General features: G+C 44.2%; 19 protein-coding genes. 2 read left to right on the top strand and 17 right to left on the bottom strand.

The genetic code is table 11. From position 1 onward, the window contains the following. Positions 1 to 56: 56 nt before the first annotated feature. The 9 genes from HMPREF0373_RS02250 to HMPREF0373_RS02290 form a co-directional block, all read right to left on the bottom strand. The gene (locus HMPREF0373_RS02250; RefSeq protein ID WP_021737942.1) at positions 57 to 2,153 is read right to left on the bottom strand and encodes a peptidoglycan D,D-transpeptidase FtsI family protein; all 2,097 of its coding nucleotides are present in this window, start codon (positions 2,151 to 2,153) and stop codon (positions 57 to 59) included. 21 nt (positions 2,154 to 2,174) lie between these two features. Then, the gene (locus HMPREF0373_RS02255; RefSeq protein WP_021737943.1) at positions 2,175 to 2,666 is read right to left on the bottom strand and encodes a hypothetical protein; all 492 of its coding nucleotides are present in this window, start codon (positions 2,664 to 2,666) and stop codon (positions 2,175 to 2,177) included. A 40-nt stretch (positions 2,667 to 2,706) separates the two neighbouring features. Then, positions 2,707 to 3,645, bottom strand: coding sequence for a 16S rRNA (cytosine(1402)-N(4))-methyltransferase RsmH (gene rsmH, locus HMPREF0373_RS02260; protein ID WP_021737944.1), 939 nt, complete (start codon positions 3,643 to 3,645; stop codon positions 2,707 to 2,709). Between the two features lie 64 nt (positions 3,646 to 3,709). Further along, positions 3,710 to 4,150 (bottom strand): division/cell wall cluster transcriptional repressor MraZ, encoded by a 441-nt coding sequence (gene mraZ / locus HMPREF0373_RS02265; RefSeq protein ID WP_021737945.1) that lies wholly within the window; start codon positions 4,148 to 4,150, stop codon positions 3,710 to 3,712. A gap of 287 nt (positions 4,151 to 4,437) precedes the next feature. Beyond that, entirely contained in the window at positions 4,438 to 4,752 is a 315-nt protein-coding gene (locus HMPREF0373_RS02270; RefSeq protein WP_021737947.1) for a DUF1540 domain-containing protein, read from the bottom strand. 146 nt (positions 4,753 to 4,898) lie between these two features. Further along, positions 4,899 to 5,405 carry an SEC-C metal-binding domain-containing protein gene (locus HMPREF0373_RS02275; RefSeq protein ID WP_021737948.1) on the bottom strand — a complete coding sequence of 169 codons (507 nt, stop codon included), beginning with the start codon at positions 5,403 to 5,405 and terminating at the stop codon, positions 4,899 to 4,901. 412 nt (positions 5,406 to 5,817) lie between these two features. Continuing rightward, on the bottom strand, positions 5,818 to 7,317 hold the full coding sequence (araA, locus tag HMPREF0373_RS02280) for an L-arabinose isomerase (protein WP_021737950.1): 1,500 nt from the start codon (positions 7,315 to 7,317) through the stop codon (positions 5,818 to 5,820). Between the two features lie 106 nt (positions 7,318 to 7,423). Further along, positions 7,424 to 8,131: an L-ribulose-5-phosphate 4-epimerase gene (locus tag HMPREF0373_RS02285; protein ID WP_021737951.1), complete on the bottom strand. Its 708-nt coding sequence runs from the start codon at positions 8,129 to 8,131 to the stop codon at positions 7,424 to 7,426. Between the two features lie 75 nt (positions 8,132 to 8,206). After that, on the bottom strand, positions 8,207 to 9,808 hold the full coding sequence (locus HMPREF0373_RS02290) for a xylulokinase (RefSeq protein WP_021737952.1): 1,602 nt from the start codon (positions 9,806 to 9,808) through the stop codon (positions 8,207 to 8,209). Between the two features lie 277 nt (positions 9,809 to 10,085). Here HMPREF0373_RS02290 and HMPREF0373_RS02295 point away from each other — a divergent pair, with 277 nt between their 5' ends. Both HMPREF0373_RS02295 and HMPREF0373_RS02300 read left to right on the top strand, forming a co-directional pair. Continuing rightward, positions 10,086 to 10,967: a helix-turn-helix transcriptional regulator gene (locus tag HMPREF0373_RS02295; RefSeq protein WP_022036529.1), complete on the top strand. Its 882-nt coding sequence runs from the start codon at positions 10,086 to 10,088 to the stop codon at positions 10,965 to 10,967. Positions 10,968 to 11,014: 47 nt separating this feature from the next. Next, positions 11,015 to 11,281, top strand: a complete 267-nt coding sequence (locus HMPREF0373_RS02300) for a hypothetical protein (RefSeq protein ID WP_021737954.1) — start codon at positions 11,015 to 11,017, stop codon at positions 11,279 to 11,281. Positions 11,282 to 11,447: 166 nt separating this feature from the next. Here HMPREF0373_RS02300 and HMPREF0373_RS02305 read toward each other — a convergent pair whose 3' ends face one another. From HMPREF0373_RS02305 to HMPREF0373_RS02340, 8 genes are all read right to left on the bottom strand, one after another. Next, complete coding sequence (locus HMPREF0373_RS02305; RefSeq protein WP_021737955.1) at positions 11,448 to 12,107, bottom strand: DUF4340 domain-containing protein; 660 nt, start codon at positions 12,105 to 12,107, stop codon at positions 11,448 to 11,450. Positions 12,108 to 12,129: 22 nt separating this feature from the next. Beyond that, on the bottom strand, positions 12,130 to 14,232 hold the full coding sequence (locus tag HMPREF0373_RS02310) for a Gldg family protein (RefSeq protein ID WP_021737956.1): 2,103 nt from the start codon (positions 14,230 to 14,232) through the stop codon (positions 12,130 to 12,132). Next, the gene (locus HMPREF0373_RS02315; protein WP_021737957.1) at positions 14,229 to 15,260 is read right to left on the bottom strand and encodes an ABC transporter ATP-binding protein; all 1,032 of its coding nucleotides are present in this window, start codon (positions 15,258 to 15,260) and stop codon (positions 14,229 to 14,231) included. The genes HMPREF0373_RS02310 and HMPREF0373_RS02315 overlap by 4 nt, the downstream gene beginning before the upstream one ends. A gap of 96 nt (positions 15,261 to 15,356) precedes the next feature. Continuing rightward, positions 15,357 to 20,345 carry a hypothetical protein gene (locus HMPREF0373_RS02320; RefSeq protein ID WP_044962593.1) on the bottom strand — a complete coding sequence of 1,663 codons (4,989 nt, stop codon included), beginning with the start codon at positions 20,343 to 20,345 and terminating at the stop codon, positions 15,357 to 15,359. A gap of 16 nt (positions 20,346 to 20,361) precedes the next feature. Then, entirely contained in the window at positions 20,362 to 20,826 is a 465-nt protein-coding gene (locus HMPREF0373_RS15895; protein ID WP_021737959.1) for a hypothetical protein, read from the bottom strand. After that, positions 20,823 to 22,505, bottom strand: coding sequence for a serine/threonine protein kinase (locus HMPREF0373_RS02330; RefSeq protein WP_021737960.1), 1,683 nt, complete (start codon positions 22,503 to 22,505; stop codon positions 20,823 to 20,825). Before HMPREF0373_RS02330 ends, HMPREF0373_RS15895 begins: the two co-directional genes overlap by 4 nt. Before the next feature lie 52 nt (positions 22,506 to 22,557). Further along, a complete protein-coding gene (locus HMPREF0373_RS02335; protein WP_021737961.1) occupies positions 22,558 to 23,328 on the bottom strand; it encodes a PP2C family protein-serine/threonine phosphatase in 771 nt (256 codons plus the stop codon). 352 nt (positions 23,329 to 23,680) lie between these two features. Then, positions 23,681 to 25,015 (bottom strand): MATE family efflux transporter, encoded by a 1,335-nt coding sequence (locus HMPREF0373_RS02340; RefSeq protein ID WP_021737963.1) that lies wholly within the window; start codon positions 25,013 to 25,015, stop codon positions 23,681 to 23,683. Positions 25,016 to 25,042 lie beyond the last annotated feature (27 nt).

Below are 25,042 nucleotides of genomic sequence, written 5' to 3' on the forward strand. Positions count from 1 at the left end.
CAGATCGATTATTATGTATCCTATTCCGGAAAACTACTCTCTATGCATGTATTTTCTTATTGCCCGGAAGGCTCTCCTTCTGCAGACTGTGGTGCCTCTGTCGGCACTTCACTGTCCATGGACTCTGGTGTCTGTTCTACCTGAATGCCCTCTCCGGTAATACCAACACCTTCGTTGACACCCGTCAGTTCCTCATCCGGATAAATACCGAGATATGGTAATGCTTCCTTCAGAATTTCCCGCGCAATGCTCTGTGCATAATAACTGTGTGCCTGATCTTCGGAATTTGCTTCATCTACAACAACGTAAATCGCTACCTGCGGATTATCTGCCGGCACGGAACCTATAAAAGATACCAGGTATTTTCTGGCTGAACGCGGTAATTTCTGCGCAGTACCGGTTTTTCCACCCATAGAATAACCGTCCACTTTCGCTTTTTTACCGGATCCATTGACAATGACCCCCTGCAGATACTGACGGATCGTAGCCGATGTCTCCTCGGATATAGTCTCTTTGATCAGCGTCGGCTCAATATTCTGAACTGTATTTCCGTTTGCATCAGTAATTTTGGATACCATATGCGGCTGATAATATTTTCCACCATTGATCAGAGAGCAGTAACCTGTTATCATCTGGACCATCGTAACATTGTAACTTTGTCCGAAAGAATTCGTTGCAAGATTGATAGTACTCAGCTGATCTTCCGGATAAATCAGAGAATCTGTCCGTGCCTCTCCCGGAAGATCAATATTTGTCTTTAAGCCAAAATTAAAAATGTGCTGATACCGGCTGAAATTAGCTGGCCCGATGGCATAAGACATCTGCATCAACGCATCATTACAGGAATTCTCCAATGACTGCTGAATTGTTTCAACCCCATGGCCTGCCCGCTTGATACAACTGATATGATGTCCGGAAATCGTCTCTCCACCATCACAGTAATAAGTCTCATTACCGGTCAGGGTTCCGCTGTCCAGTCCGGTAGCCACCGTAAAAGGTTTTGCCGTAGATCCAGGTTCATAAGTGGAAGAAATACAGAAATTATTCCATACCTGATTTAACTGTGCCGTATTCCGTATATTGCTTAACTGATCCTCCGTGTAATGTTCACTTAAGGCAGCATTCCACGCTTCTTCCGTCATTGCATCAATGGTATCTGTATCATAGTATTTCTTTAATTCTATACGTTCTGCCTGATGAATCGCCTTTGTGCTCTCATCTGCGGAAAGGTAACGCAACGTATCCAGATTCCAGGGATTCTGAAGGCTGTATGTACGGTTTGTCGCCATAGCCAACACTTCTCCTGTGTTCGGATCCATCATGATAACACCGATATTTTTGGCACCCTCATTCTGACCGTCCTTCATCGCATTATTGAATTCTGCAATTTTGTTTTCTGTGATAGACTGCAGGTTTGCATCAATGGTTGACACCAATGTATTACCATCCGCAGCCTCTTTTACCTTGATTTCATAGTTGGAATCATCATTTACGTAACCATATTCTTTTCCGTCCACTCCATTGAGTGTCTCATTATAATAATCCTCCAGCCCGCCAATTCCAACATTACCGGATGTCGTAAACCCAAGCAGTGTACTTGCCAACGTATCATACGGATGCTCCCTGATATATTCTTTCTCAAACCACACACCCTTGATATTTTTCCCATTTTTTTCGTCATTTTGTAAATCCTCAAACTGCGCGATTTCTTCGTAAGGCAGCTTGTCCATGACTTTATAATAACGCTTTTTCGGATTTTCACTGACGTATGCCCGAAGTTCTGTTTCGTCTACGCCAAAACACTGCACCATTGCCGCGATGGTCGGCTCCAAATACTGTTCCCTGGATGTCAGAACACTGCAATCTAAAATGACATTGTAAACATCTGTACTCGTCGCCAGGACGGTCCCCTTTCTATCTACAATGTCACCCCTGCGGAACGGTATCGTCTTACTGCTGTATTCCTGCTGGTTCAGTATAATTCTTGCATACCTGTCCCCGCTTTTTAATTGTATATATGCCAAACGTCCCACCAGTGCGATCAGAACTGCTATGATAATAAAAAATACAAACAGCATTTTTCCTTTCATTCTGGTGAGAAATTTGTATGTCTTTTCTGTCTTTTTAATTTTTTTTCGTCTTCCGGGTCTCATTCTATCTCCTCCGAGAGTACATTAGTTAGATGGAATTTCCCCATATTGATTCATATAATCACTGTTTTCCACAGAATAGTAACGAACCTGCTCACTCCCCGGCATGATCAGTCCCAGATTTTTGGCTGCTTCCTTGATCTGATCCAGATTCATGGTAGTCTCCAGACGTTTCTCTGCTGCCACATTATCTGCCTTTACCTCGGCAATCTGGCTCTCAATCGATGCAATATTTGCCATTCTGGTGGTCACATCTGACTGCAGATAGATAAAAATGGCACAGACCAGAAAACAGACAACCGTTGCAGCTGCAAGAAATGCTACATATCCGCGATCCATTGCCATGGCTCTCTGCTGATTCTGGCGGGCCGCATTTTTTCTCATACGCTCCTGATGCAGCTGTTCTCTTGTTTTTTCTGCCGGCTGTACACTTCTGCCCGGCACACTCTCTCTTTGTCTGACTACATTGCCTTCAATATACGAATCCCGACGATAATGTCTGTCTCTACTTTCCATTTTCTTATACACCTTCTGTTTTAATAATTATCTGTTTCTTTTATCTCCGCTCAAACACACGCAGTTTTGCACTTTTTGAACGTTTGTTATATTCCAGTTCTTCCTCCGATGGGAGAATCGGTTTGCGTGTCAGCATTTTCCCCAATGATTTTTTTCCGCATACACACACCGGAAAATCCGGTGGACAGGTACATGGATTTTCATTTTTCTTAAAATTCGTCTTTACGATGCGATCTTCCAGTGAATGGAATGTAATGATACATAACCTTCCTCCCGGATTCAGCATCCGGATCATCTCATCCAGTGAATTCTCCAGTACATCCAGCTCATGGTTCAACTCAATACGGATCGCCTGATACGTGCGCTTTGCAGGATGTCCTCCTGTAGCCCGGACTTTTGCCGGAATTGCCGCCCGGATGATTTCATTTAACTGACCCGTTGTCTCGATGGGTGCTTCCTGTCTGGCCTGAACAATATGCTTTGCAATATTTTTCGCAAACTTATCCTCTCCATAATCGCGGATCATCCGGTAAAGTTCCTGTTCGCTATATTCTGCCAGAATATCTTTTGCTGTCATAGCCTGACGCTGATCCATCCGCATGTCCAACGGTGCATGTTCATCCTTATAGGTAAACCCCCTTGCCGGTTCATCCAATTGATAGGAAGAAACCCCGAGATCCAACATAATACCGTCTACATTCTGAATACCGATCTCTCGGAGTCTTGCCGGCATCTCACAATAATTGCTTCTTATGATCGTCACTTTATCTTTGAAAGGCTCCAGCCTCTTGGTCGCTGCTGCAATTGCGTCCGCATCCTGATCGATCCCGATCAGACGTCCCTGCTCAGACAGCCGGCTGCATATTTCATAACTGTGCCCGGCGCCGCCCAACGTACCGTCTACATAAATACCATTCGGATCAGTGATCAGATTTCCTACGGTTTCTTTCAGCAAAACCGACACATGCGAAAAATCCATTTATCGCATTCCTCCTTAAAAATCTACTTTCCTGTGATAAAGCAGACAACCATTTTCTGTGCAGCTATATACTTAATCCCAACGCTGCCATATGTTCTGCCGCCTCATCCATATCTTCATACTCATTCTCGCCCAGCCAGCGTTCCTTACTCCAGATTTCCACCCGGTTCAGAACTCCGACTAACACAACTTCTTTTCCGATTGCCGCAAAATCGCGCAAAACAGCGGGCAACAGTATTCGACCCTGTTTGTCCACTTCACAGTCAGCTGCACCGGCGAAGAAAAATCTTGACAGTTTACGTGCATCTTTCGTTGTCAAAGGGAGTTCCCGGAATTTTGTCTCTATGATCGCCCACTCCTCATTCGGATACAAAAACAGGCAGCCATCCAGACCCTTTGTCACTACAAATGTTTCTCCCAGAGCTTCGCGGAATTTTGCCGGCACAATCAGTCTGCCCTTGGCATCTACGGTATGATTGTATTCGCCCTTAAATCCGCGTCCCATTGAAAACACCTGCCTTCCGTTCTATCAAAACGGTGCTTTGGTTATCCACAAAGTTATCCACCTTATCCACTTTCTACCCTTTTGCACCACTTTCACCCACTTTTATATAAATAGTAAAACATTTATCCCTAAAAATCAATAGGTATTTCCGCCCGGACAGCAAAAAAAATGCCTGAATGACAAGCATCCAGACATTTTTCCCAAAAGTCAAACAAATATAGGAAAATTTCGTCGACATTTCTCGACATTTTAATGATTTTCTTCCTGTTCTGTAATCTCATATCGCATTACTTACAGCAAAAATCTGCACATTCGGTATCTTTACAATGGCAGGCCTGACTGCCACCGCCGATACCAATGCTGTCTGCACAGCATTTACACCCACAATTGTGTACGCAGCTTGTCGCCTCGCAGTCGATATCTACGGTACTGCTGGCCTGCCCGGTAGAATTACACATACTTCCGTTTCTCTCACGAAAGCTCTCACAGCAGGTATCACTGGTTCGTTTTGCATTAGAACCTCCCACAGTGATATCATCTTTGGAACAATAATGATCCTGATTATACAGGCAGCTTGTTACAGAACAATTCAATTGCGTCATGGCAACTTCCTCCTTTTTCTTTCATACGAAGAAAGTGTGCGCATTTTTATTCTTTTTATACAAGAAAGTATGTTATTGTGTATGAAAATAAAAAACCTGTGGCAGAGGTTACTCCACCACAGATCACAAAAATCTACATTTTTTTATTATTTATTTCTGCCACAGCATTTTTTGTATTTCTTACCGCTTCCGCATGGACACGGATCGTTCGGATATACTTTTGTTTCTTTTACAACAGTGCCGGATTTCTTCTGCTCTGTGTATAACTGTTTTAATTTCTCCTCAGAGAAGATCTCTTTCCACTGTGGAAGCTCGTATAACCAGTCAGCCTTTGCTTCTACCATGTTTTTGTATAATTTTTCTTTATCGAAAGCAAGACTCACATGAGAATCTTCTGTCAGATCTTCCAGGTTGTTCGGAGTAACAAGACTCTCGTCGATACCATCCAGAAATCCTACCATAGCCATTACTTCGATCTCGAAACGCTCTGCCAGTTCTTTGACAGTTCCTTCTACTGCTTCATCCGGATTGGAGAGAAGTTTCTCATATACACTTTTCTCGATTGCGAAGTAGCGGCTCCAGAAATTCTGCAGCTGACCCCTGTCTGCTTTTTCATTAAAGGCAATTGCCTGCCAATCCTGTAATAATCCCATTATTTTTACCACCTTTTATTTTTTATTCATAAGTGCGATTTACTGCATGTTTTAGTATACCTCATATACACAGTGTTTGTAAACTGAATTTTTTTGAATAAATCTGCTGCCTGTGGTTACACTTTAAACAGGCGGCAGATTCGACTTGAATTACCCCCATACAGTTTGCCGCCGGGCCGGCTTTCCGGCACAAAAGACAAGTTTTTTAACTTATCCTCCCCTATTATTGTGAGAAAGTTCTCTCTTTCCCACGAAAAGATACCGCCACTGATCTGCTGACCGGTGACGGTATTTTTTATCTCAGTCGAGAAGACTCCCACTTCTGCAAGTGGTGAGTAATAACAAGTCTTTCTCAGGGGGAGTACAATCTCCGACTGAGATAAACGCTCCGCGAGGATGTGCCTTCGACTTCCTACTTTCTGTAAGCAAGTGCATTCCAACGCAGTTCGTTCTTTAACTGGCGGATGGTTGTATCTTTGTCAATGTAAACAGCTTCAATACCCATAGCATCTGCCCAGTCTCCCATCTGCTCTGCTGTCAGATCGTAAGAGAATGCAGTATGATGCGCACCACCTGCGAGGATCCATGCTTCCGCACCTGTGATCAGATTCGGCTGCGGTGTCCAGAATGCAGTTGCAACCGGAAGCTTCGGCATCGGTTTTTCTGTTTTCTTGCAGTCCACATCGTTGATGAGCAGACGGAAACGATCGCCCAGGTCAATCAGGGAAGTTGCAATACCCGGACCAGTCTTTGCCGTAAATACCAGACGGGCAGGATCTTCTCTGTCACCCATGGAAAGTGGCTGCTCCTTGATGCTGATCGGACCATCTGCAATACTCGGGCAGACCTCCAGCATATGTGCTTCCAGTATGCCTTCTTTTCCCGGAACCAGATTATAAGTATAATCTTCCATAAAGGAAGTTCCTTTTGCATCTTTCATGCCCTGAGTCATAATCTTCATGACACGGACCATTGCGGCTGTCTTCCAGTCACCTTCTCCGCCAAATCCGTATCCTTTTTCCATCAGACGCTGGATAGCCAGTCCCGGCAGCTGTTTTAATGCACCCAGATCTCCGAAATGCGTAACGATGGCCTGATAGTTTTTCTCCTCCAGGAAACGTTCAAATCCAATCTCAATGCCAGCCTGTACTTCTACATGTTTACGGAATTCTTTCTCATCTCTTCCTTCTAACAGGATCTGATACTTGCTGTAATATTCCTCTACCAGTGTATCGATATCAGCCTGGGAAACTGCTGCAACTGCCTCTGCAATCTCATTTACCGGGTAAGCATCTACTTCCCAGCCGAATTTAATCTGTGCTTCTACTTTGTCACCCTCAGTAACGGCAACATTTCTCATATTATCTGCAATTCTCATTACACGGACATGGCTGCTTTCTACAATACCAACTGCGGTACGCATCCAGGAACCGATTTTTTTCTGAACTGCTTCATCTTCCCAATATCCTACTACGATTTTACGCTCCATACCAAGACGGCTGAAAATATGACCATACTCACGGTCACCGTGTGCAGACTGGTTCTCATTCATGAAATCCATGTCGATCGTATCATATGGAATCTCACGGTTGAACTGTGTGTGCAGGTGAAGCAGCGGTTTTCTGTACTCCTGCAGACCAAGGATCCATGATTTTGCAGGTGAGAATGTATGCATCCACGTGATGACACCGGCACAGTTTTCATCGTTATTTGCCTCGTTAAATGTCTGACGGATCAGTGCGTTTGTGATCAGAGTCGGTTTCCAGACAACTTCATATGGAAGATTTCCGGATGCATTCAGTGCATTTACGATGATTTTTGCATGCTCGGCCACATGAGCGAGACATTCATCTCCGTATAAATCCTGAGAACCGGTACAAAACCAAAACTTATAATTTTTCTGCTGAATCATAATTATATTCCTCCTTGTAAAATACTTCTACTTATTTAAATCCTGTATTTTTCATTCTGAAAATTGTAATTGTTGCATAACATATCTGCTATATTTTTCACAAATCCTATTTTTCAACATTCCCCTGTCCATAGTAGGCATTTGCACCATGTTTGCGGTAGTAATGCTTGTCCTGCAGTTCCTGCGGCGCCGGCTGATTCTGCGGATTGATCATTTCACAGCGAGCTGCCATCTTTGCCACTTCTTCCAGAACGACTGCATTGTGCACTGCCTCATGAGCATCCTTACCCCAGGTAAACGGACCATGATTCTTGCACAATACCGCCGGGACAGCGGTGTAATCTTTGCCACGACGTTCAAACTCATCTGCGATCAGCACACCCGTATTGTATTCATATGCCTCGTCAATCTCTTTTTGGGTCAGATTGCGGACACATGGAACTTCCCCGTAAATATAATCCGCATGCGTGGTTCCATAACATGGAATATCACGCCCCGCCTGTGCCCAGCTTGTTGCCCAGGAAGAATGGGTATGTACAATACCGCCAATCTCCGGGAAACGATTGTAAAGTACCACATGAGTAGCCGTATCGGAAGAAGGATTATAGCGTCCTTCTACTTTATTACCCTGCAAGTCAACAACAACCATATCCTCCGGTGTCAGCAGATCATATTCTACTCCGCTCGGTTTGATAACAAACAGACCCGATGCACGGTCAATGCCACTGACATTTCCCCAGGTAAATGTCACAAGTCCATAGTTAGGAAGCATCATATTTGCCTCATAAACCTGTTTCTTTAATTTCTCCAGCATGATAAAATCCTCCTATCTTCCACTCCTGTGTCTATACAAAATGATCAAAATTTACGATCTGACTTATCGTATTTTTTATCGCAGCTGTTCTACTGCCGCACGCTCAATGGCAAGACCCTTTTTATAATCTGTCATAAACTGTTCAAATCCTTCCACATCGGCTGCATCCGGCTGTATCACACTGCCTTCCTCGCCATGGAATACTTTTGCATTCAGATATTCCGGAAGTGTCTCACCTTCCGCTTTCTGTTGCATATACGATGCAAGAATTGCAATTCCCCATGCACCGCCCTCACCGGCTGTCTCCATTACGAACACCGGAGTCTGCATTGCAGCTGCCATAATTCGCTGTCCTACCCCTTTGGTCAGGAAGAGACCACCATGGCCCAGCATCTTGTCAATCTGCACTTGCTCTTCTTTTACCAGAATATCCATACCCACTTTCAGGGCACCGAGGGAAGTCATCAGATGCACCCGCATAAAGTTTGCCAGACTGAACTTGCTGTCCGGTCTGCGGACAAACAGCGGACGTCCCTCTTCAAATCCGGTAATACTCTCGCCCGAAAAATAATTGTATGCAAGAAGACCGCCACAGTCTGCATCGCCTTCTAACGCTTTACGGTACAGTGTTCCGTAAAGTGTATCCATATCCGGTTTCACTCCGAAAGCTTCCATGGCTTCCCCAAACAGTCCGACCCATGCATTCAGGTCAGACGTACAGTTGTTGCAATGAACCATTGCCACTGGCTTTCCGTCCGGTGTGGTCACCATATCAATCTCTTCATAATATTTAGAAAGTGCCTGTTCCAGAACAACCATAGCAAATACACTGGTACCTGCAGATACGTTTCCGGTACGGACTGCCACACTGTTGGTCGCTGTCATTCCAGTGCCTGCATCTCCTTCCGGCGGACAAAGCGGAATACCTGCTTCCAGATCACCGGACGGATCCAACCATGCCGCACCTGTTTCCGTAAGAATGCCTGCCTGCTCGCCCGCTACCAGTACCTCAGGGAAGATTTCCCGCAGTTTCAATGCCACGCCCTGTTCCTGTAATAATGCATCAAATTTATCGACCATGCTCTGATCATAGTCATTCTGCGTGGAATCAATCGGGAACATACCGGATGCTTCTCCGACACCTACGACTTTTTCTCCGGTCAGCATCCAGTGGATATAACCAGCCAGCGTCGTCACATACTGGATTTCAGCCACATGTGGCTCTTTATTTAAAATTGCCTGATACAGATGTGCCACGCTCCAGCGCTGCGGGATATTAAAAGAAAGCAGTTCCGACAGTTCTTTTGCCGCATCCTCTGTCATCGTATTTCTCCATGTACGGAGCGGTACCAGAAGTTCATTGTCTTTATCAAATGCCATGTATCCATGCATCATACCACTGAAACCCATGGCAGCAAGCTGTGTCAGTGTCTCGCCATATTTTTCCTTTACATCCTGTTTCAGTCCCGCATAACAGTCCTGCAATCCTTCCCGGATATCCTTCAGACTGTAGGTCCAAATCTGATTTTCAAGGCGGTTCTCCCAACCGTGACTGCCGGATGCGATTGGATTGCCCTCCGGATCTACCAGAACTGCTTTGATCCTGGTGGAGCCAAATTCCATACCAAGTACTGCCTTTCCGGATCGGATCACCTCTGCAATTTTTTCACGTTCCATCTGTTTCCCCCTCCATCACTATGTTTTCGTATCATTTTCTTATGTTCTTATCATAAAACATTTCTGTCAAAAGCAAAAGAAAATTATTATCCAATTTATAGACATTTATTATCTTGTCAGTTACAATAATAGTAATTTACAAAAACAGATCTGCCAAAACAGGTATAAATGTCATCGGCATTCATACCACGGGATGCGTATCATGCAACACACAACATACACTTTTGCGCATTTTGGCTAATCTATGGGAAAATGTATTCGGAGGGAAATCGTATCGATGCTTGCAAATTTTGAGAAAAGAGCTTACAACGGAACAGAACGGGTCTGGACCGGCCGCTATCGCAATCTGCACAATCTTCCACACTGGCATCTGGAGAACGAACTGATCTGTGTGGAGCAGGGGCAAGCCACCGTCTCCCATAACCATCAGGAATATCTGCTGACCGAAGGCGATGCCATCTTTCTTGGCAGTGGTGAAATCCACTATATTAAAAGTGATCCGGATAGTATCACCGCCATCACATTATTTGATGCCGCACTCACTGCAAGTCTGACCAACTGCTGCCAGCTCTGTTGTGCAAAATTATCCACTGACTATGATATTCTGCACGTGTTCTCGCAGATTCAGGAAGAACTGCAGCAACGCAGACCGTTTTTCGAACAGCAGACCTGCCTGCTGCTCCTCCAGCTTATGATCCGGATCTTTCGGGAAGAGGCAACCGTACCAATGACCGCCCAGCCGGAACATTCTTCCATCTCCAATTACAAAAATCTACTGACAGAAATCGAAAGGAATTACTGTTACATCACATTTTCGGATGCGGCTTCTTTCATGGGACTTTCCGAGCCTTATTTTTCGAGGTTTTTCCGCAAGATTTCCGGCATGACATTTTCCAGATATCTGAACACAGTGCGGCTGGAACATGCCATCGCCATGCTGCAGGATCCCACACAGAAACTGTCTGTGACTGAAGTTGCCTCCCGATGTGGCTTTGACACGATCCGTCACTTTAACCGGGTATTCCGTGACATCACAGGCATGACGCCAAGGGAACTTCCCCAGAATTATGTACCGGACTTCAAACCGATCTGCCGGATTGAAGACGCATTTAATCCCACATTGCAAAGTTCGGAACTCTTGACGCAACCGCTGGAATAAGCTAAGCTATGTTTATGCAAAAGAAATAGAAATGGAGAATTTACGATATGAAAAAACTAAAACAGATCACCGCTCTCATCGGTGTCATTGCCCTGGCCGGACTCTATGTATCCACGCTGGTACTGGCACTCATCGGCAGTGAGCAGTGCATCAATCTGCTGAAAGCAGCTGTCTATGCAACCATCGTTCTTCCGGTACTGCTCTGGGCATATTCCTTTATCTACCGTTTAATCAGAAAAGATACGAAGTATCATATGACATCAGACGAACCCCATCCTGCTGATACAGATACAAAGAAACCAGCGGATAAATAACACAAAAAAGCCAATAAAAAGGGACAGGAAACAAAACAAACTTTGAGGAGACACCTCATCCTCTATTTTGCTTCCTGTCTCTTTTTTGTATCCGGGAAATCCTGTTTTCTGCTTTTGAAATTTCATTATTTCAAAATTTCATATTCCTCTTTATTTCCTGTCCTTACTACTCAACACCATCTATGGATATATCAGAACCATCACTGCTATTTTCACTGGTGTCATCACTTTGTACATCTGTCTGATCACCCGTCGTATTTTCTGTAGTATCTGTTGCATCTTCCGTTTCATCTACGGTCAAATCATCCACACTCTTATTCAGTGTTGTATTGACATAACTGCTTCCAACGAGATACACATTGGCATCATCACTGATCTGTACATATGTTCCGCCAATGATTGCATTTGTGCTGCCAAAAGTAAGTGTTTTTTCACTTCCATCAGCAAACGTAAGAATTGCCTGCATGGATGGCTCATCCAACCCGTACTGTGCGATATCTGCCGGGCTTTCTACGGTATTGTCCGCTGTCATACTTCCAAGAGAGGACAGCATTGTTTTCATCTTGTCACCGTCAATAACTGCCGCCGTGTCCGACTCACAGTGCCATGTAGCATCGTTTTTTGTAAATGCCAGCCACTCACCATCTTTTTCGTAAGCAATTCCGGTAACATCATCTGAAGAAAACTGCAATGCGTAAACTTTCTCCGCCTCTTCCTTCTGTGCTTCTTTTTTGTCCTGCTTATTCTGATACCCTCTCATACCGGCAGTGGCCGCCACAAAGGCAGCCAAGACCACCAATAAAAGGATCCATTGTTTTTTTCTCATAAAACAGTCCGTTCCTTTCCTATTATGCACGCCGTCTGCGATACCAGATTACAATACCTGCTACAATCAATACGATTGGAAGCACCATAACCAGCAATGTTTCACTCATGATCGCAACGGACTGGTTTACAGACAGATTCGAATAGGTATACTGTTTTGCATCAATAGAAACTGCGGATTCTGCAGCAGATGTACCACTGAAAATGCCTTTGAACAGTGCAAGATTCTGTCCGGCAACGACGGAATCCGCATCCTGGGTGAATACCAGAGAAGATCCCACGATGGTAATATCTGCTCCTGTCTCACTATCAGTCACGTTCGCTGCCAATGTAAACTGACCACTCTGATCTGTTGCTTCTTTTTCAATGGAACGGATATTCGCCACGTCCGTTTTGATATAGGCACTGTCAGAAGATGTCAGCAAATCTGTCCACTCCAATGTATCCGGATGCTCTCCGGTATTGCTCAATGCCTGTGCATAGGGCAGAAATACATATTTGTCTACTTTTGAAGTCTGTGTTGCACTCTTGACATCCGGCAGCAAATAGAACGGATACTGATAATAGTGTGTATTGTCAGAATCCATTACCATTCCGCTTGTTACACTGATATCATAAGCAGCCAGAACGCTGTCAAAATTCGGTGTATCTGCTGTTTTATTATAAGCTGTCGTAATCACTGCTTTACCGCCTCCAGCCAGATAAGCACTGATTTTTGCTGCATCATCTGCGGAAAAATCCGCTGTCGGTCCGTTGATAATGATTCCTTCTGCATCATCCGGAACTGCATCCTGCTGCAATAATGTCAGTTCTTCCACCGAAATATTCATTTTCTCCAGGGCAGACTGAAAACTGCTGTCCAGCGAAGACTCCCCGTGACCGGTGATCACATACACCTTCGGTTGATTATCACTGGTGACATAACTAATGGCACTCGTCAGCTGACCTTCTCCATCGTAAGCAGATTTTGTCTGCGTGTAAGTAGAATAATCCACGGAATACTCATACAGATCGCTGGCATCTATTACCTTCGATTTTTCTCCGCTGACTGCAATGATACTTCCATCTGATGGTGCAGAATCTGTATAAGAAGAATAGAAATTCGGTGAAACTGCAGGATCTACATACTCCACTTTAATATGGGAAGATTCATCTTCATAGTTTTCCAGTGTACGAACCACGGTATCATCCGCACTGTTCTCTGCTGAAAGTACATACAATGTCACATCCTGTTTCAGATTGTTTATCAGTTTTACACTGTCATCCGTCAGTGTATACAGATTCTGTGTGGTCAGATCCACACTTTTTACTTTTTCCGGAAGCTGTCCGGCAAATACATTTACTGCTACTGCAACGGCAATTCCGATCACTACAAAACTGGAATTAAATACACCACGACGGATCTTCTTTGCGCTTACAGACCAGCGATGCTTCTGTACCACCTGACAGGTCAGGAACAGAAACAGCAACGTACCACTGACATAGTAAATAATTCCGGCCACATCCAGCATACCGTTACTGAAATTATTCAGTGCACTGGAAGTAGACAGACAGTTCAGCACTTTCGTCAGTGTATTTCCACTGGAGGAAATAATGCTTGTGATTCCCTCCATCATATAGCCGATAAACAGTAACGCAAAAGATAATACTGCTGCAATCACCTGACTCTCTGTCAAAGAAGAGACAAAGACACAGATGGAGATGGACAGGCAGCCGTACAGCCACAGACCGAGGATGGCAGCATAGCTCTCCGCCATCGGTATGCTGCCAAACCGAGACAGCAGCAACGGGCACAGACAGATAGCTCCGACTACGATAGAAAACACCAGTACCAGAGCCAGAAACTTACCGAGAATTACTTTCGGAACAGAAACCGGTGATGTATACAGCAACTGATCTGTTTTCGTCCTGCGATCATCTGACATGCTGCGCATTGCCAGGATTGGAATAATGATCAGCAATACAAATGCCACATTATTCAGGGAATAGGAAAGATACGGTGTTCCGTAAATCAGGTTGTTAGCTACAAAATATAAATTAAACACAAAGAAAAATGCTGCCATGAAAATCCATCCGATCACGGATGTAAAGTATGCCTTCAGCTCTCTTTTTAATATTGCGATCATGCCTCACGCACCTCCTCATTTCCAGTCAGCTCCAGGAATACATCTTCCAGTGTCTTCGTATTAACTTTTTGTTCCAACAATACCACATCATGTTCCACGCAATAACGGAATACCGTCTCGCGCAGATCACAGTTTTCTCCGGCAATAAGAGAAAGATGAAATTCTGCTGCTTCGTCGTTCCTTTCTCCGGCATCAGAATCCGAGGTTTCTGCCGCATCTGTTAGATCATTTTCCGAAGACTCCGCAGATTCCTCCGGAACTTCCCGGACGATCCTACACTCCTGCACACCATCCAGTGTATGAAGTTCTTCCAGCTGTTCTTTCGTGCCACGCACTACCACGTCCAGCTGCTGGGCACCGCTCATACGGCTTTCCAGATGTTCCATAGAATCGCTGGCAACCAAGGCTCCTTTTGAAATAATAAACACATGATCGCACACGGCACTGATCTCCTGCAAAATATGGGAACTCAGAATTACAGTATGTTTTTCTTTCAAAGAGCGGATCAGATCGCGAATCTCAATAATCTGCTTCGGATCCAGTCCCACCGTCGGCTCATCCAAAATAATGATCTCAGGCATGCCGAGTAATGCCTGTGCTAACCCCACACGCTGACGGTATCCTTTGGACAGATTCCGGATCAGACGGTCTTTCATTTCATGCAGTTTTGTCAGATCCATCACCTGACTGATATCTGCATTGCGGGTATGTGAATCCAGTTTTTTCAGTTCTGCCACAAATTTCAGATATTCCAGAACCTTCATATCTCCGTATACCGGTGGAATCTCCGGCAGATAACCGATACATTTTTTTGCCTCCTCCGGATTTTTATTAATATCATATCCGTTGATTTTTACCTCACCGGACGATGCGCCAATGTAACCGGTAATGATATTCATGGTTGTGGACTTTCCAGCCCCGTTTGGTCCGAGAAAACCGTAGATATTACCCGGTTCCAACGTCAGACTCAGATCATTTACCGCCACATTGGCGCCATATTTTTTTGTAAGATGACTGATTTCAATCAAAACACTTCCTCCTTCAATCCAAAATCACTTATGGAGTAAGTGTACAGAAAAAATGTGTTGAATATTCGTAAAATATGTGACTAATATGTGTTTTTCTTACGCTTCTTCTTTTTTCACTTTTTTCTTTTTCTTCCAGATAACAAAACCGATCACACCGGCTGCTGCCGCGCAGCATACAAGAATGACACCGTAGAATAACGGTTTGTTTGCGAAGAAAATAATCATTTTACTGGTAGATACCGTTACATTGTCAAATGTTTGATTATATGTATTGGTACTTCCATCTTCTTTTACCGCATGATCACTGCAGGAAACAGTTACCTGCTGTTCCAATCCTTCCGGGATTTCAAAGCTGATCCTTCCATCATGCTCTGCCAGATATGTTTCCAACTCGTCTCCTTCCAATGTAATCAGCGTTTCTTTCTGTTCGCCTTTTTTATCCGTCACTACTGCCTGGAACGTTTTTAATTTTCCGCCGTCGTCCGTCGGGACAGCCGTTACCGTCTGTTCCTGTGCCTCGTAACGTCCACCGCTCTCCAGTCCGCTGAATACAACTACCGGAGCCGTCTGATCTACCACAAAGGCCAGCTTCAGATTTTTTACGTCGCTGTAAGCAGCAGTATCTGTCTTGTCCACAGATTCAACCACCAGATGATATTCTCCTTCCTCAGCAAACAGTTCCTTCTTCACAGAGTAGGTTCTGACACTCCATGTACCATCTGCCGATGTCACGCTTGTGGTATAATCAGTCCCCTCTGTCAGTACTTTTCCGTTCATTTTTACTGCATAATGTTCAATCGGATTGGTATTGATTTCCTCGATCACAACATCCTGCAGAACCTGATAGACATAATACTGATCCAGTAAATCGGCAGTATCTTCGTCTACCCGGAATGTGGAACCGTTTCTGTTTACAGAAAATGTCACCGTCTCGTATTCCTGTTCATCTTCCAGTGTCATCCGATCATATTCCTGATCCGCCATATCTTTTGCTTTACAGGACAACGTGTAGATACCATCGGCTTCCAGATTTTCTACCTGAATCTGATAAGACTGCTGATTCTCTGTCATTTCCGGAGCCGGAAGTTCGACTTCCTGTGTTGTATAGTTTCCACTCTCATCACAGGTTACAGCTGTCAGAACCGGGACAATATCGCCTGCCAGCAGATTGTCTGCGCTGTCGCTGACCGTCAGTGTAAATCCATACGGTTCTTCTTTATTTGCTGAATCTGCCTGCAGTCCGGATACATAAATACCCGGATGCTGTGTGTCGATGGTCAGCTGTCCGGATGTATAGGACTCCATACGGTTTCCGGATCGGTCTGTATAATTTACTGTGAGCAGATAATCTCCGTCCTCACTCAGGCGGAAGGTTCTGGTATGGACATCTGCGCTGTTCTCTGTCCAGTTTGCATTGATACCATATCCACTCTGACCGTCTTTTGCTACTGAGATCTGAACATCTTCCGCATAGAAATTTGCCTCATGGATTTCAACCGTTGCATCGATATCGCCTGCATAATATGCAATTCCATTTACTTCCCGGACCGGATCATTATAAGTGACGGATACTGTCGGAACGAGATTATCCACGACAATACGCTCACTGTCATTCAGCCCGGACTTATTATCGGAATAGTCATAGGCTTCAAAATCCACGGTTCCGTTAAACTGATTCCTTCCCTGTAAGACATATTCTGGTATTGTAAATCTGGCTGTAAAAAGTCTGCCATTCTGTATGACTTCTGCTTTTTCGATCGCAGCCTCCAGCAACTGTGCATTGACAGCACTGACACCACTTGCATTTCGATAATTATATACAAAATGTTCGATACCGGACGTTGCATCCTCACCGGCGATCGTAACCGTCATCATCTGATTATAATAACGGAATGGTGTCACGCCTACCCGCTGTTGCTGCACACCTTCGCTGTATGAAATACTCAGATTATCCGGTACTGTCTGATCTACGGTAAACAGATCCGATATATAATCTGCCACTTCATTCAATGCAAGATCATGGTAGGAGATATCAAATGTATAATTTGCATCCACCGGATACGTGATGGTTGCTGTATAAACATCGCCGTCCTTCTTCCAGTTACCACGATTGGATAAATATGCCGCATAGTCTGCCACGGCAACGTTTCTGCCGGTTACATCAACAGCCGTCACTTCTGCTGCCACATCGTCTGCCCGGAAGTTATGCTCTGTAATCTGAATCGTTGCTGTCTGTGTGCGGTCAAAATACAGGCGTGATCCTTCTGTTCTTTTCACATCCTGATTGCCATAAGTCACATGGATGACAGGTGCTGTTGTGTCAATGACAATTTTTTCAGACCGATAGGAATGCATCTTATTATCGGAGCGATCCGTATCATCCATGGTCACATAATAATCGCCATCTCCGCTCAATGTCATGGTTCCTGTCCATACATCCCCATTCTGGATCCACCGATCCGGTACCCGTTTTTCTCCATTCACGGCAATAATGACATCTTCTGTATAAAAATTGGCTTCCTCGATCCGGAAGGTCACAGTCACATCTCTATCATAATATAATACAGAATCTGTTCCTTCCTGTTCATACTGATAAGACGTTTTCTGCAATCCGGTTGCGGCATCAACCACCTGTTTTGCAGGTGAGTAAGATACCGTACGCTCCGGAGAGATATTATCTACGATATTGATTCTCTGCGCATCCGCTTTTATCTCACTGGTATTACCGGCCATATCTGTTGCAGTGAAAGAAACGGCACCACGGAACTGCTCTGCATCTGTGGCTTTTAATGTAAAGCCTGCAACCGCCTGTTTTCCCCGTTTGCTGTAAGTAATCTGATCACGGGTAATTGTCTCCGTCCGCTCACTCACATTTTTTGTCGTACTTGCACCATTTTCCCGTTTATAAGTCCAGGTAATATAGTCAATGCCGGACATTTCATCTTCCGCGGTCAACGTAACCGTTACCTGATCTTTATAACTGAAATATCCAAAAGTAATTGCCTGTACAACTTTCTGCCAGGTATGAAGTTCCTCACTGTAAGTAATCTTCATTTTTTCCAGCGGTGCTTTTGTTGTATCAACGACAAATGCATCTGCATAATCCTCTTTCAATGCATGGCCTGCAAGATCCCGGCAGGCAAATGATACGTTGTAGAACGCATCCTGCTCAAAAGGAATCTTGGCATACCATACAGAAGGATCTTGCGGATCCTGTGTCCAGTCTGACCAGTTTTTCAACTCAGAATATGTATCATCAACTACATTTGCATTTCCATTTTCCACAGTTTTCGGATCGATCACAGAATCTCCGTCTTTTGCAGTGATCTTCCAGTCCGTTTCAGACGGACGGAAATTGCGGTCTGTTACCTTAATGGTGGCCACTCTGCCTGCATTGTAATAATGCTGGTTCACGACGGTATTATTATCATAGGATACTTCTACCTCCGGATTTGTGGTGTCAATCGTAATAATATTTGACTGATAAACCGCTTCTCCTTCTTTCTGTTCATACTCACCGGAAACATAATGCATCTTGTTGTCTGACCGGTCTTTATAGGAAATTCCAATCTGATAATCGCCATCTGTCAGCAGCTGAATAGCAAGAGATTCTTTATCATTTTCCTTATTTACAGTCCATTCAGAAATTTCACAGTCATTTGCTATCTTCTGTGCCTCTGCAACTGCACCATTCCAGATTTCTGTGCCATCTTTCCAAACCGTAAGAACGACATCTTCTGCCTCAAAGTTTGCTTCTGTCATATCTACGGAAGCAGTAACTGCACCATCATAGATAAATCTGGTATTTTCATCCACCTGTTCTTCCGGTACATCTGCACGTTCCTGTGACTCTTCTGTATCTTTCGTCACTTTTGCAACCAGACAACTGTCTCCCTGCGCTGTATAGGAAATTATAGCCTGCGGATTGCGATTATCTGCCACAACGGTCCTGTCATCCCAGTATTCCGTCACACGATTTGCCTGATCAACTGCTTTAAAAGACACATTTCCCCGGAATTGCGCCGGAATGCAGAATACATAACTTATGGAACCATCTTCGTTGTTCACTTTTTCGACTTTGTCTGATACCAGATCCACCTTTGTCCAGTCTTTTCCCTGGCTGGAAGTACTGATTACATTTGACTTATACTGATAATATAATTCTTTCAGACCGGACATGGTATCTTTTGCTGTAAGTCTGACAGCAATTTCGTCTTTTCCATACAGCACAGAATCTTTCCATACAGCAGGTGCCTCTTCTGTCAGGTATTCCATCCGCAGATCTGTCGGATTTCCCTGATCAATCTTCAGATTGTAAATTGTGAGAACATCTGTAATACCGCCACTCTTTCTGTTTCTCAGATAATAAGATATCTCATTGTGGCCTTCTTCTGTACTGGAAATAGATGCTGACCAGTTCCGGCTCGATAAAGAATTTGTTCTGCTGATCAGATATCCATCCGGTGCCTGAATCGTTACCGTATCTGTAAACCATGCAGCCGTAGAATCACCATGATAGGAAAATGGTAATGCGGTTCCATCTTCATTCACAGAATTCTGCGGTCCCTGCAGCCGGTATGTAACATCCGGTGCTTGCATATATGTAATCACAAGTGTGTAGCTCGCCTCACATTCGTTGTAGCACTCATCTGCCTCTTTTTTTGCCGTGACTGTAACACTTCCAGTCTTTCCATCAGAAAACGTCAGTGTTCCACTCTTCTCATCGATCTGTGCACCCAGAACATTATCTGTCAACCGATAAGTAACTGCTCCTGTTCCATATCCTTTTCCATCTGCCGCATCTTGGTTTTCCACAGCATTTGCTACCTGTCCATACGCTGTGGCACCATATTCCAGTTTTACCGTTTCTTCTGAAAATGCCAGACTCTGATCTGCTTTCAGCGTCTCGCTTTCATAAATTCCATCCGGCTCATCACCCGCAACTTCCGCAATACAGCAGTCCTCATATTCATCCGATGCCGCCAGTACCTGTGACAAACTTCCCGGCAACAGTCCTGCAAACAGCATTACACTCAAAACAACAGCCAGAAACCTTTGTTTTCTTTGCAAATTTTTCTTTTTCATGGTATCCCTTTCCCTTTTATCCAATTGTTTCCTTTGTATGGATAAAACAAATTTCTTCTATGACAAAATTGTCATCCATATCAACGTCATTCAGCACCATTGTTTCTGCATATTTCGGTGTTGGAAGAAACATTGTCTCGGAAGTTTTCAGCTTTTCCCCTGTTTCCGATGTCGCAATTTTCTGTGTTATACCTCCTGTATTCACAGCTTCTCCAAACCGGTGTATATTTCCTGATTCTGTCATACCGCCTGCAATGCTTCCAAAATTCTGATTTTCTGCACAGCTCTTATAACATCTGCCTCTGGTCTGAATATTCTTTTTCCAAATATCTGCAATTCCTTTCCGAGCTGTCCTTCCACTCAGCTGCCCTATCACTTTCGGAATTTTTAAAATCACAAACAGCAGTACATCACCAACTGCAAAAATAATTGTCAAAACACCTGCATGCCAAAAGATAGTCTGATACATTTCATATGTCATGATGTCCCTGCCTCCTTCTGAACACTGTCGATTTTTTGCACTGTTTCAATTATTTTCTGCTGTAAGTTTTTAATTTCCTGTACAATAACAGATTTATGTATCGCATCAGATTCTTTCAGGATATCATCCAGCAGATTTTTTATTTCATTCACTTGAGTCACTTCCAGGAACGGTACCACCTGTGCATTCAACATATCATTTATTTCCGTCCAAAGCTGCAGCTTTACATCAACATCTCCAAATCGATCTGCAGTACTTTTCAGTTCCTGTATCTTTTCCCAAAGTTGACGATAAACATCATACATTTTATCTGTCTGCTTTACTTTTGCATTATCGTACTGATTGATCAGTTCCAGACAATCTGCGATATCACAGTAAATCTGAGCAAGCGGATATTGATCCACAGCCTCCTGAAACCATTTCTTTGCGCTGATATATCGGTCACGGTCAACATTTACATCATAAAAAAACAGAAATGAAGTTCCAATCTCATAGCATACTTCCGGATAGCCTTCAGGATTACAATTCTTTAGTTCAGCCAGAACATCCTGCTTTTTTGAAAAACCGTTACTGTCCTTTTCATCCAGACCAATTTGCAGCTGCAACAACTGCTGACCTTCTTCTTTTGTCAGGATCAGATCTGACGTCAATGTATCATTCAGTTTCTCATACGCTTCTTTCCTTGTTGGATCTATCAGAATTGCCTGATAATAATCCTGATAATCTAATGCACCTTTCAAAATTTCATCATAATTTTCACTTTTTTTCTGTTCACTACCAAAATATCCCCACAGACATATCCCTGCACAAGCCGCTGTCAGAAACAGACTAACCAGAAACACTACCAGTTTTTTCTTCTGCTTCTTTTGATATACCTCATCAATTTCGTCATAATGCTTCAATGCATACATCAGTTCAGCGCAGGACTGGTAACGGTCCTCCGGATTCCGCCGGGTACATTTCCGGATAATCCGCTCCAATCCATCGGATAATGCAGGATTGATCTGTCGGATCGGACCTATCTCATAAGGTGGTGCACTGGGATCCTGCCCTGTCACCAGGTGGTATAGCGTAGCTCCCAGACAATAAATGTCTGTTCTGGCATCCGTCTGTCCCATTCTGCCGAACTGTTCCGGTGCCGCATATCCAATCGTTCCCAGACAAACAGTATCTGCCAGATTCTTTTCCTTAAATTCCCTGGCTGTTCCAAAATCAATCAAGGTAAGATTTCCGTCCGGTTTCAACATAATATTGGATGGTTTCATATCACGATAAATAATCGGCGGAGATTGTGCATGGAGATAACCAAGCACATCACAGAGCTGTATTGCCCAGGCAATCACCTGATTCTGAGGCTGTGCACCAGATTCTTCCAGTGCACTGCTGAGCGGATTTCCCTCAATATAATCCATGACGATCAGAAACGAATCTTTATCATCAATGACATCAATAATGCTTGGCAGACTGGGATGACGTAATTTTTTCAAAAGATCCGTCTCAACAATCAATCCCTGCTTTACAACTTCAAAATTTTGTCTGCCGTCCTTACGGACTTCTTTCACAGCCCACTGCTTATTCGCCTTTTCATTCATGGCCAGATATACAACACTCATTCCACCACGACCAACTTCATTTAAAATCTTGTATCTCCCGTCAATCACACTTCCTATTTCAAGCATTCATCTCTCCTTGTATTAGCTTTATAGATTTCTTTCGAGAGGCTATAAGCTTTTATAAAACACGAACCAGAGCCGCCGTTATATTATCCCGCTCCCCACGCTGCTTGAGTAATTCGATCAGACTTGTTGTCGTTTCATCCATTGCCTGCTTTTTAATCAACACAGACGGTTTCAGTGCCTGAATCATTTCATCGGAAGAAATTTCATGACGAAATCCGTCCGAGCAAAGCAGATATACCGATTCCGATACCGGTGTTCCGAATAAAAATTCCGGATAAACAGCTTCCGATGCACCTACGCACTGCAGCAATACATTTCTGCGCCTATCCTTTCGTGCATCCTCCGGTGTCATCCGTCCCATCGCCATTTCCCTGCCCACAAAAGTATGATCTGTCGTTAATTGCCTCAATGCTGTGTCCGTCAATTCATAAAGCCTGGAATCGCCCACATTCAATGCAAAATACCGTATCTGTGTAATCAGAAACACTACAACCGTTGTTCCCAGACAAATTCCCTGCTGTTTTCCATATTCAGCGATCTCACGATTCATTTCTTTGATAATTAATTCCCAATCCGTACGGATTTTTCTCTCTTCCAGCACCTGTCCGCACATCAGCGGCAATTCCGTATTTACCCACTGTTCAAAAGCTCTGACCACCGCTGCACTTGCCACTTCTCCTTTTTCCAGTCCTCCCATACCGTCACACAGCACAGCAAACACCATTTCCCCCTGACAAGTATGTATCTTTTTTATCAGCACGCTGTCCTGATTCGTCTTTTTCAGCGTTCCTATATCTGTATTGGCAGAAATCAAAAAATTCACATTTTCTCCCCTCTCTCCATTAAATTTTTTTCCAAATTTGTAATACTTTGCTCTGAATCAGAGCGTTAGAAAATCTCATTGCACATGTAAAGCGGACATTCGCAATCCGCTTTCGCTACTTGCTCATGAACGCAGAATAAAGAATCTTTTATAAGAATGTGTTTTCACACCTAGAATGTATTCCAAGTATACGAACCACTTTCCCACCTGTCAACACTTCTTTTTGCCGGAAAATCTGTCCTGTACAACTTGCACAAAAGCCGACTTTTCCTGCAGATCCGCATAAATACTGACACAGAAAAAGAGACCCCGGAAAATTTTTCCTTTCCGAAGTCTCTTTTTCTCTTCATTTTTATGCAACTTTTTTCTGCCGTTTTAGTATATGAAAAGCAATCAGACAGATAACAACCGATGTCAGGGATCCCGCAACCGTAGCCAGTCCCATCGGAAACAGCGTATCCGGGAACAACTTTGAAGTCAGATATACCCCCGGCACGCGCACCAGCACGATGGCTGTGATATTATGGATAAAGGACAGTTCCGATCTGCCGATCGCACAGAAATAACCGCTGAAACTGAAATGGATGCCCGCAAAAATGCAATCCCAGATGTATCCTCTGATATACTGGGTTCCAAGCACAACCACTGCAGCATCTGCCGTAAACAGTCCCACCACCGGTGCAGCTACAAACTGTATGATAATAGATATGATCACACCGAAACCGACGGTAATCCCGATGGAATAGTACAGTGTCCGCACGGCGCGCTCCGGTTTTCCGGCTCCGATATTCTGTGCACCGAGGGCAGATACCGCAGACAGCATGGAGGATGGCACAAGGAACAAAAAACTGATGATCTTTTCTACAATTCCTACTGCAGCTGCATCACTGAGTCCACGTCGGTTTGCAATGATGGTAATGATGATAAATGCCACCTGGATCAGTCCGTCCTGTAATGCAATCGGCAGACCGATGCGCACGATCTGTCCTGTTGCTTCCCTACGCGGCCGGAAATCCTGCCTGGATACGGAGATCCCCATCTTCTTTTTCAAGATCACCGTCAACGCAATGACCACACTCAGAGCCTGCGCCAGCGTCGTTCCCAGGGCAGCCCCCGCCGGTCCCAGATGCAATGCCCCCATAAAAATATAATCAAAGGCAATGTTTGCACCACAGGCGATTGCAATAAAGTACATCGGGCTTTTGGAATCACCCATGCCACGAAAAATGGAACTGATGACGTTATATGCTGTGATACACGGAATACCAACAAAACAAATCGTCAGATACGCTACCGTTCCCTCCACTGCTTCTGCCGGCGTGGACATCACAGCCACGATTGGCCGCACCATGCAAAGGAAAAATGCCATCATTGCCACAGAGACAATGCAGAATAAGATCACCGTATTGCCGATGGTGTGTGAGATTTTTTTCCTGTTTTTCGCTCCCACTGCCTGTCCAATGGTAACGGTCGTCCCCATAGCCAATCCCACGATCATAACGGTAAGCATATGCATAACCTGGCTTCCCACTGAAACTGCAGTAGTACTTGCCACACCGTCAAACTGTCCGACAATGAACAGATCCGCCATACCATACAATGTCTGCAGAAAATACGATAACAGATACGGAAGGGAAAAAAACATCAGGTTCTTCAGAACACTTCCGGTTGTAAGATTTCGTTCCATAAAAAATTCTCCTAGTCGTAATATCTT

The sequence above is a fragment of the Eubacterium ramulus ATCC 29099 genome, from assembly GCF_000469345.1.
In the GTDB taxonomy this organism is placed as follows: domain Bacteria; phylum Bacillota; class Clostridia; order Lachnospirales; family Lachnospiraceae; genus Eubacterium_I; species Eubacterium_I ramulus.

What these genes read in the sequence shown, in the direction of transcription:
- HMPREF0373_RS02320 (WP_044962593.1), bottom strand. Translation starts at nt 20,345, where the DNA reads ATGAAAAAGAAAAATTTGCAAAGAAAACAAAGGTTTCTGGCTGTTGTT.
- HMPREF0373_RS02310 (WP_021737956.1), bottom strand. Translation starts at nt 14,232, where the DNA reads ATGATCGCAATATTAAAAAGAGAGCTGAAGGCATACTTTACATCCGTG.
- HMPREF0373_RS02340 (WP_021737963.1), bottom strand. Translation starts at nt 25,015, where the DNA reads ATGGAACGAAATCTTACAACCGGAAGTGTTCTGAAGAACCTGATGTTT.
- HMPREF0373_RS02295 (WP_022036529.1), top strand. Translation starts at nt 10,086, where the DNA reads ATGCTTGCAAATTTTGAGAAAAGAGCTTACAACGGAACAGAACGGGTC.
- araA (WP_021737950.1), bottom strand. Translation starts at nt 7,317, where the DNA reads ATGATTCAGCAGAAAAATTATAAGTTTTGGTTTTGTACCGGTTCTCAG.
- HMPREF0373_RS02330 (WP_021737960.1), bottom strand. Translation starts at nt 22,505, where the DNA reads ATGCTTGAAATAGGAAGTGTGATTGACGGGAGATACAAGATTTTAAAT.
- rsmH (WP_021737944.1), bottom strand. Translation starts at nt 3,645, where the DNA reads ATGGATTTTTCGCATGTGTCGGTTTTGCTGAAAGAAACCGTAGGAAAT.
- HMPREF0373_RS02300 (WP_021737954.1), top strand. Translation starts at nt 11,015, where the DNA reads ATGAAAAAACTAAAACAGATCACCGCTCTCATCGGTGTCATTGCCCTG.
- HMPREF0373_RS02275 (WP_021737948.1), bottom strand. Translation starts at nt 5,405, where the DNA reads ATGGGATTATTACAGGATTGGCAGGCAATTGCCTTTAATGAAAAAGCA.
- HMPREF0373_RS02285 (WP_021737951.1), bottom strand. Translation starts at nt 8,131, where the DNA reads ATGCTGGAGAAATTAAAGAAACAGGTTTATGAGGCAAATATGATGCTT.
- HMPREF0373_RS02305 (WP_021737955.1), bottom strand. Translation starts at nt 12,107, where the DNA reads ATGAGAAAAAAACAATGGATCCTTTTATTGGTGGTCTTGGCTGCCTTT.
- HMPREF0373_RS02250 (WP_021737942.1), bottom strand. Translation starts at nt 2,153, where the DNA reads ATGAGACCCGGAAGACGAAAAAAAATTAAAAAGACAGAAAAGACATAC.
- HMPREF0373_RS02255 (WP_021737943.1), bottom strand. Translation starts at nt 2,666, where the DNA reads ATGGAAAGTAGAGACAGACATTATCGTCGGGATTCGTATATTGAAGGC.
- HMPREF0373_RS15895 (WP_021737959.1), bottom strand. Translation starts at nt 20,826, where the DNA reads ATGACATATGAAATGTATCAGACTATCTTTTGGCATGCAGGTGTTTTG.
- mraZ (WP_021737945.1), bottom strand. Translation starts at nt 4,150, where the DNA reads ATGGGACGCGGATTTAAGGGCGAATACAATCATACCGTAGATGCCAAG.
- HMPREF0373_RS02290 (WP_021737952.1), bottom strand. Translation starts at nt 9,808, where the DNA reads ATGGAACGTGAAAAAATTGCAGAGGTGATCCGATCCGGAAAGGCAGTA.
- HMPREF0373_RS02270 (WP_021737947.1), bottom strand. Translation starts at nt 4,752, where the DNA reads ATGACGCAATTGAATTGTTCTGTAACAAGCTGCCTGTATAATCAGGAT.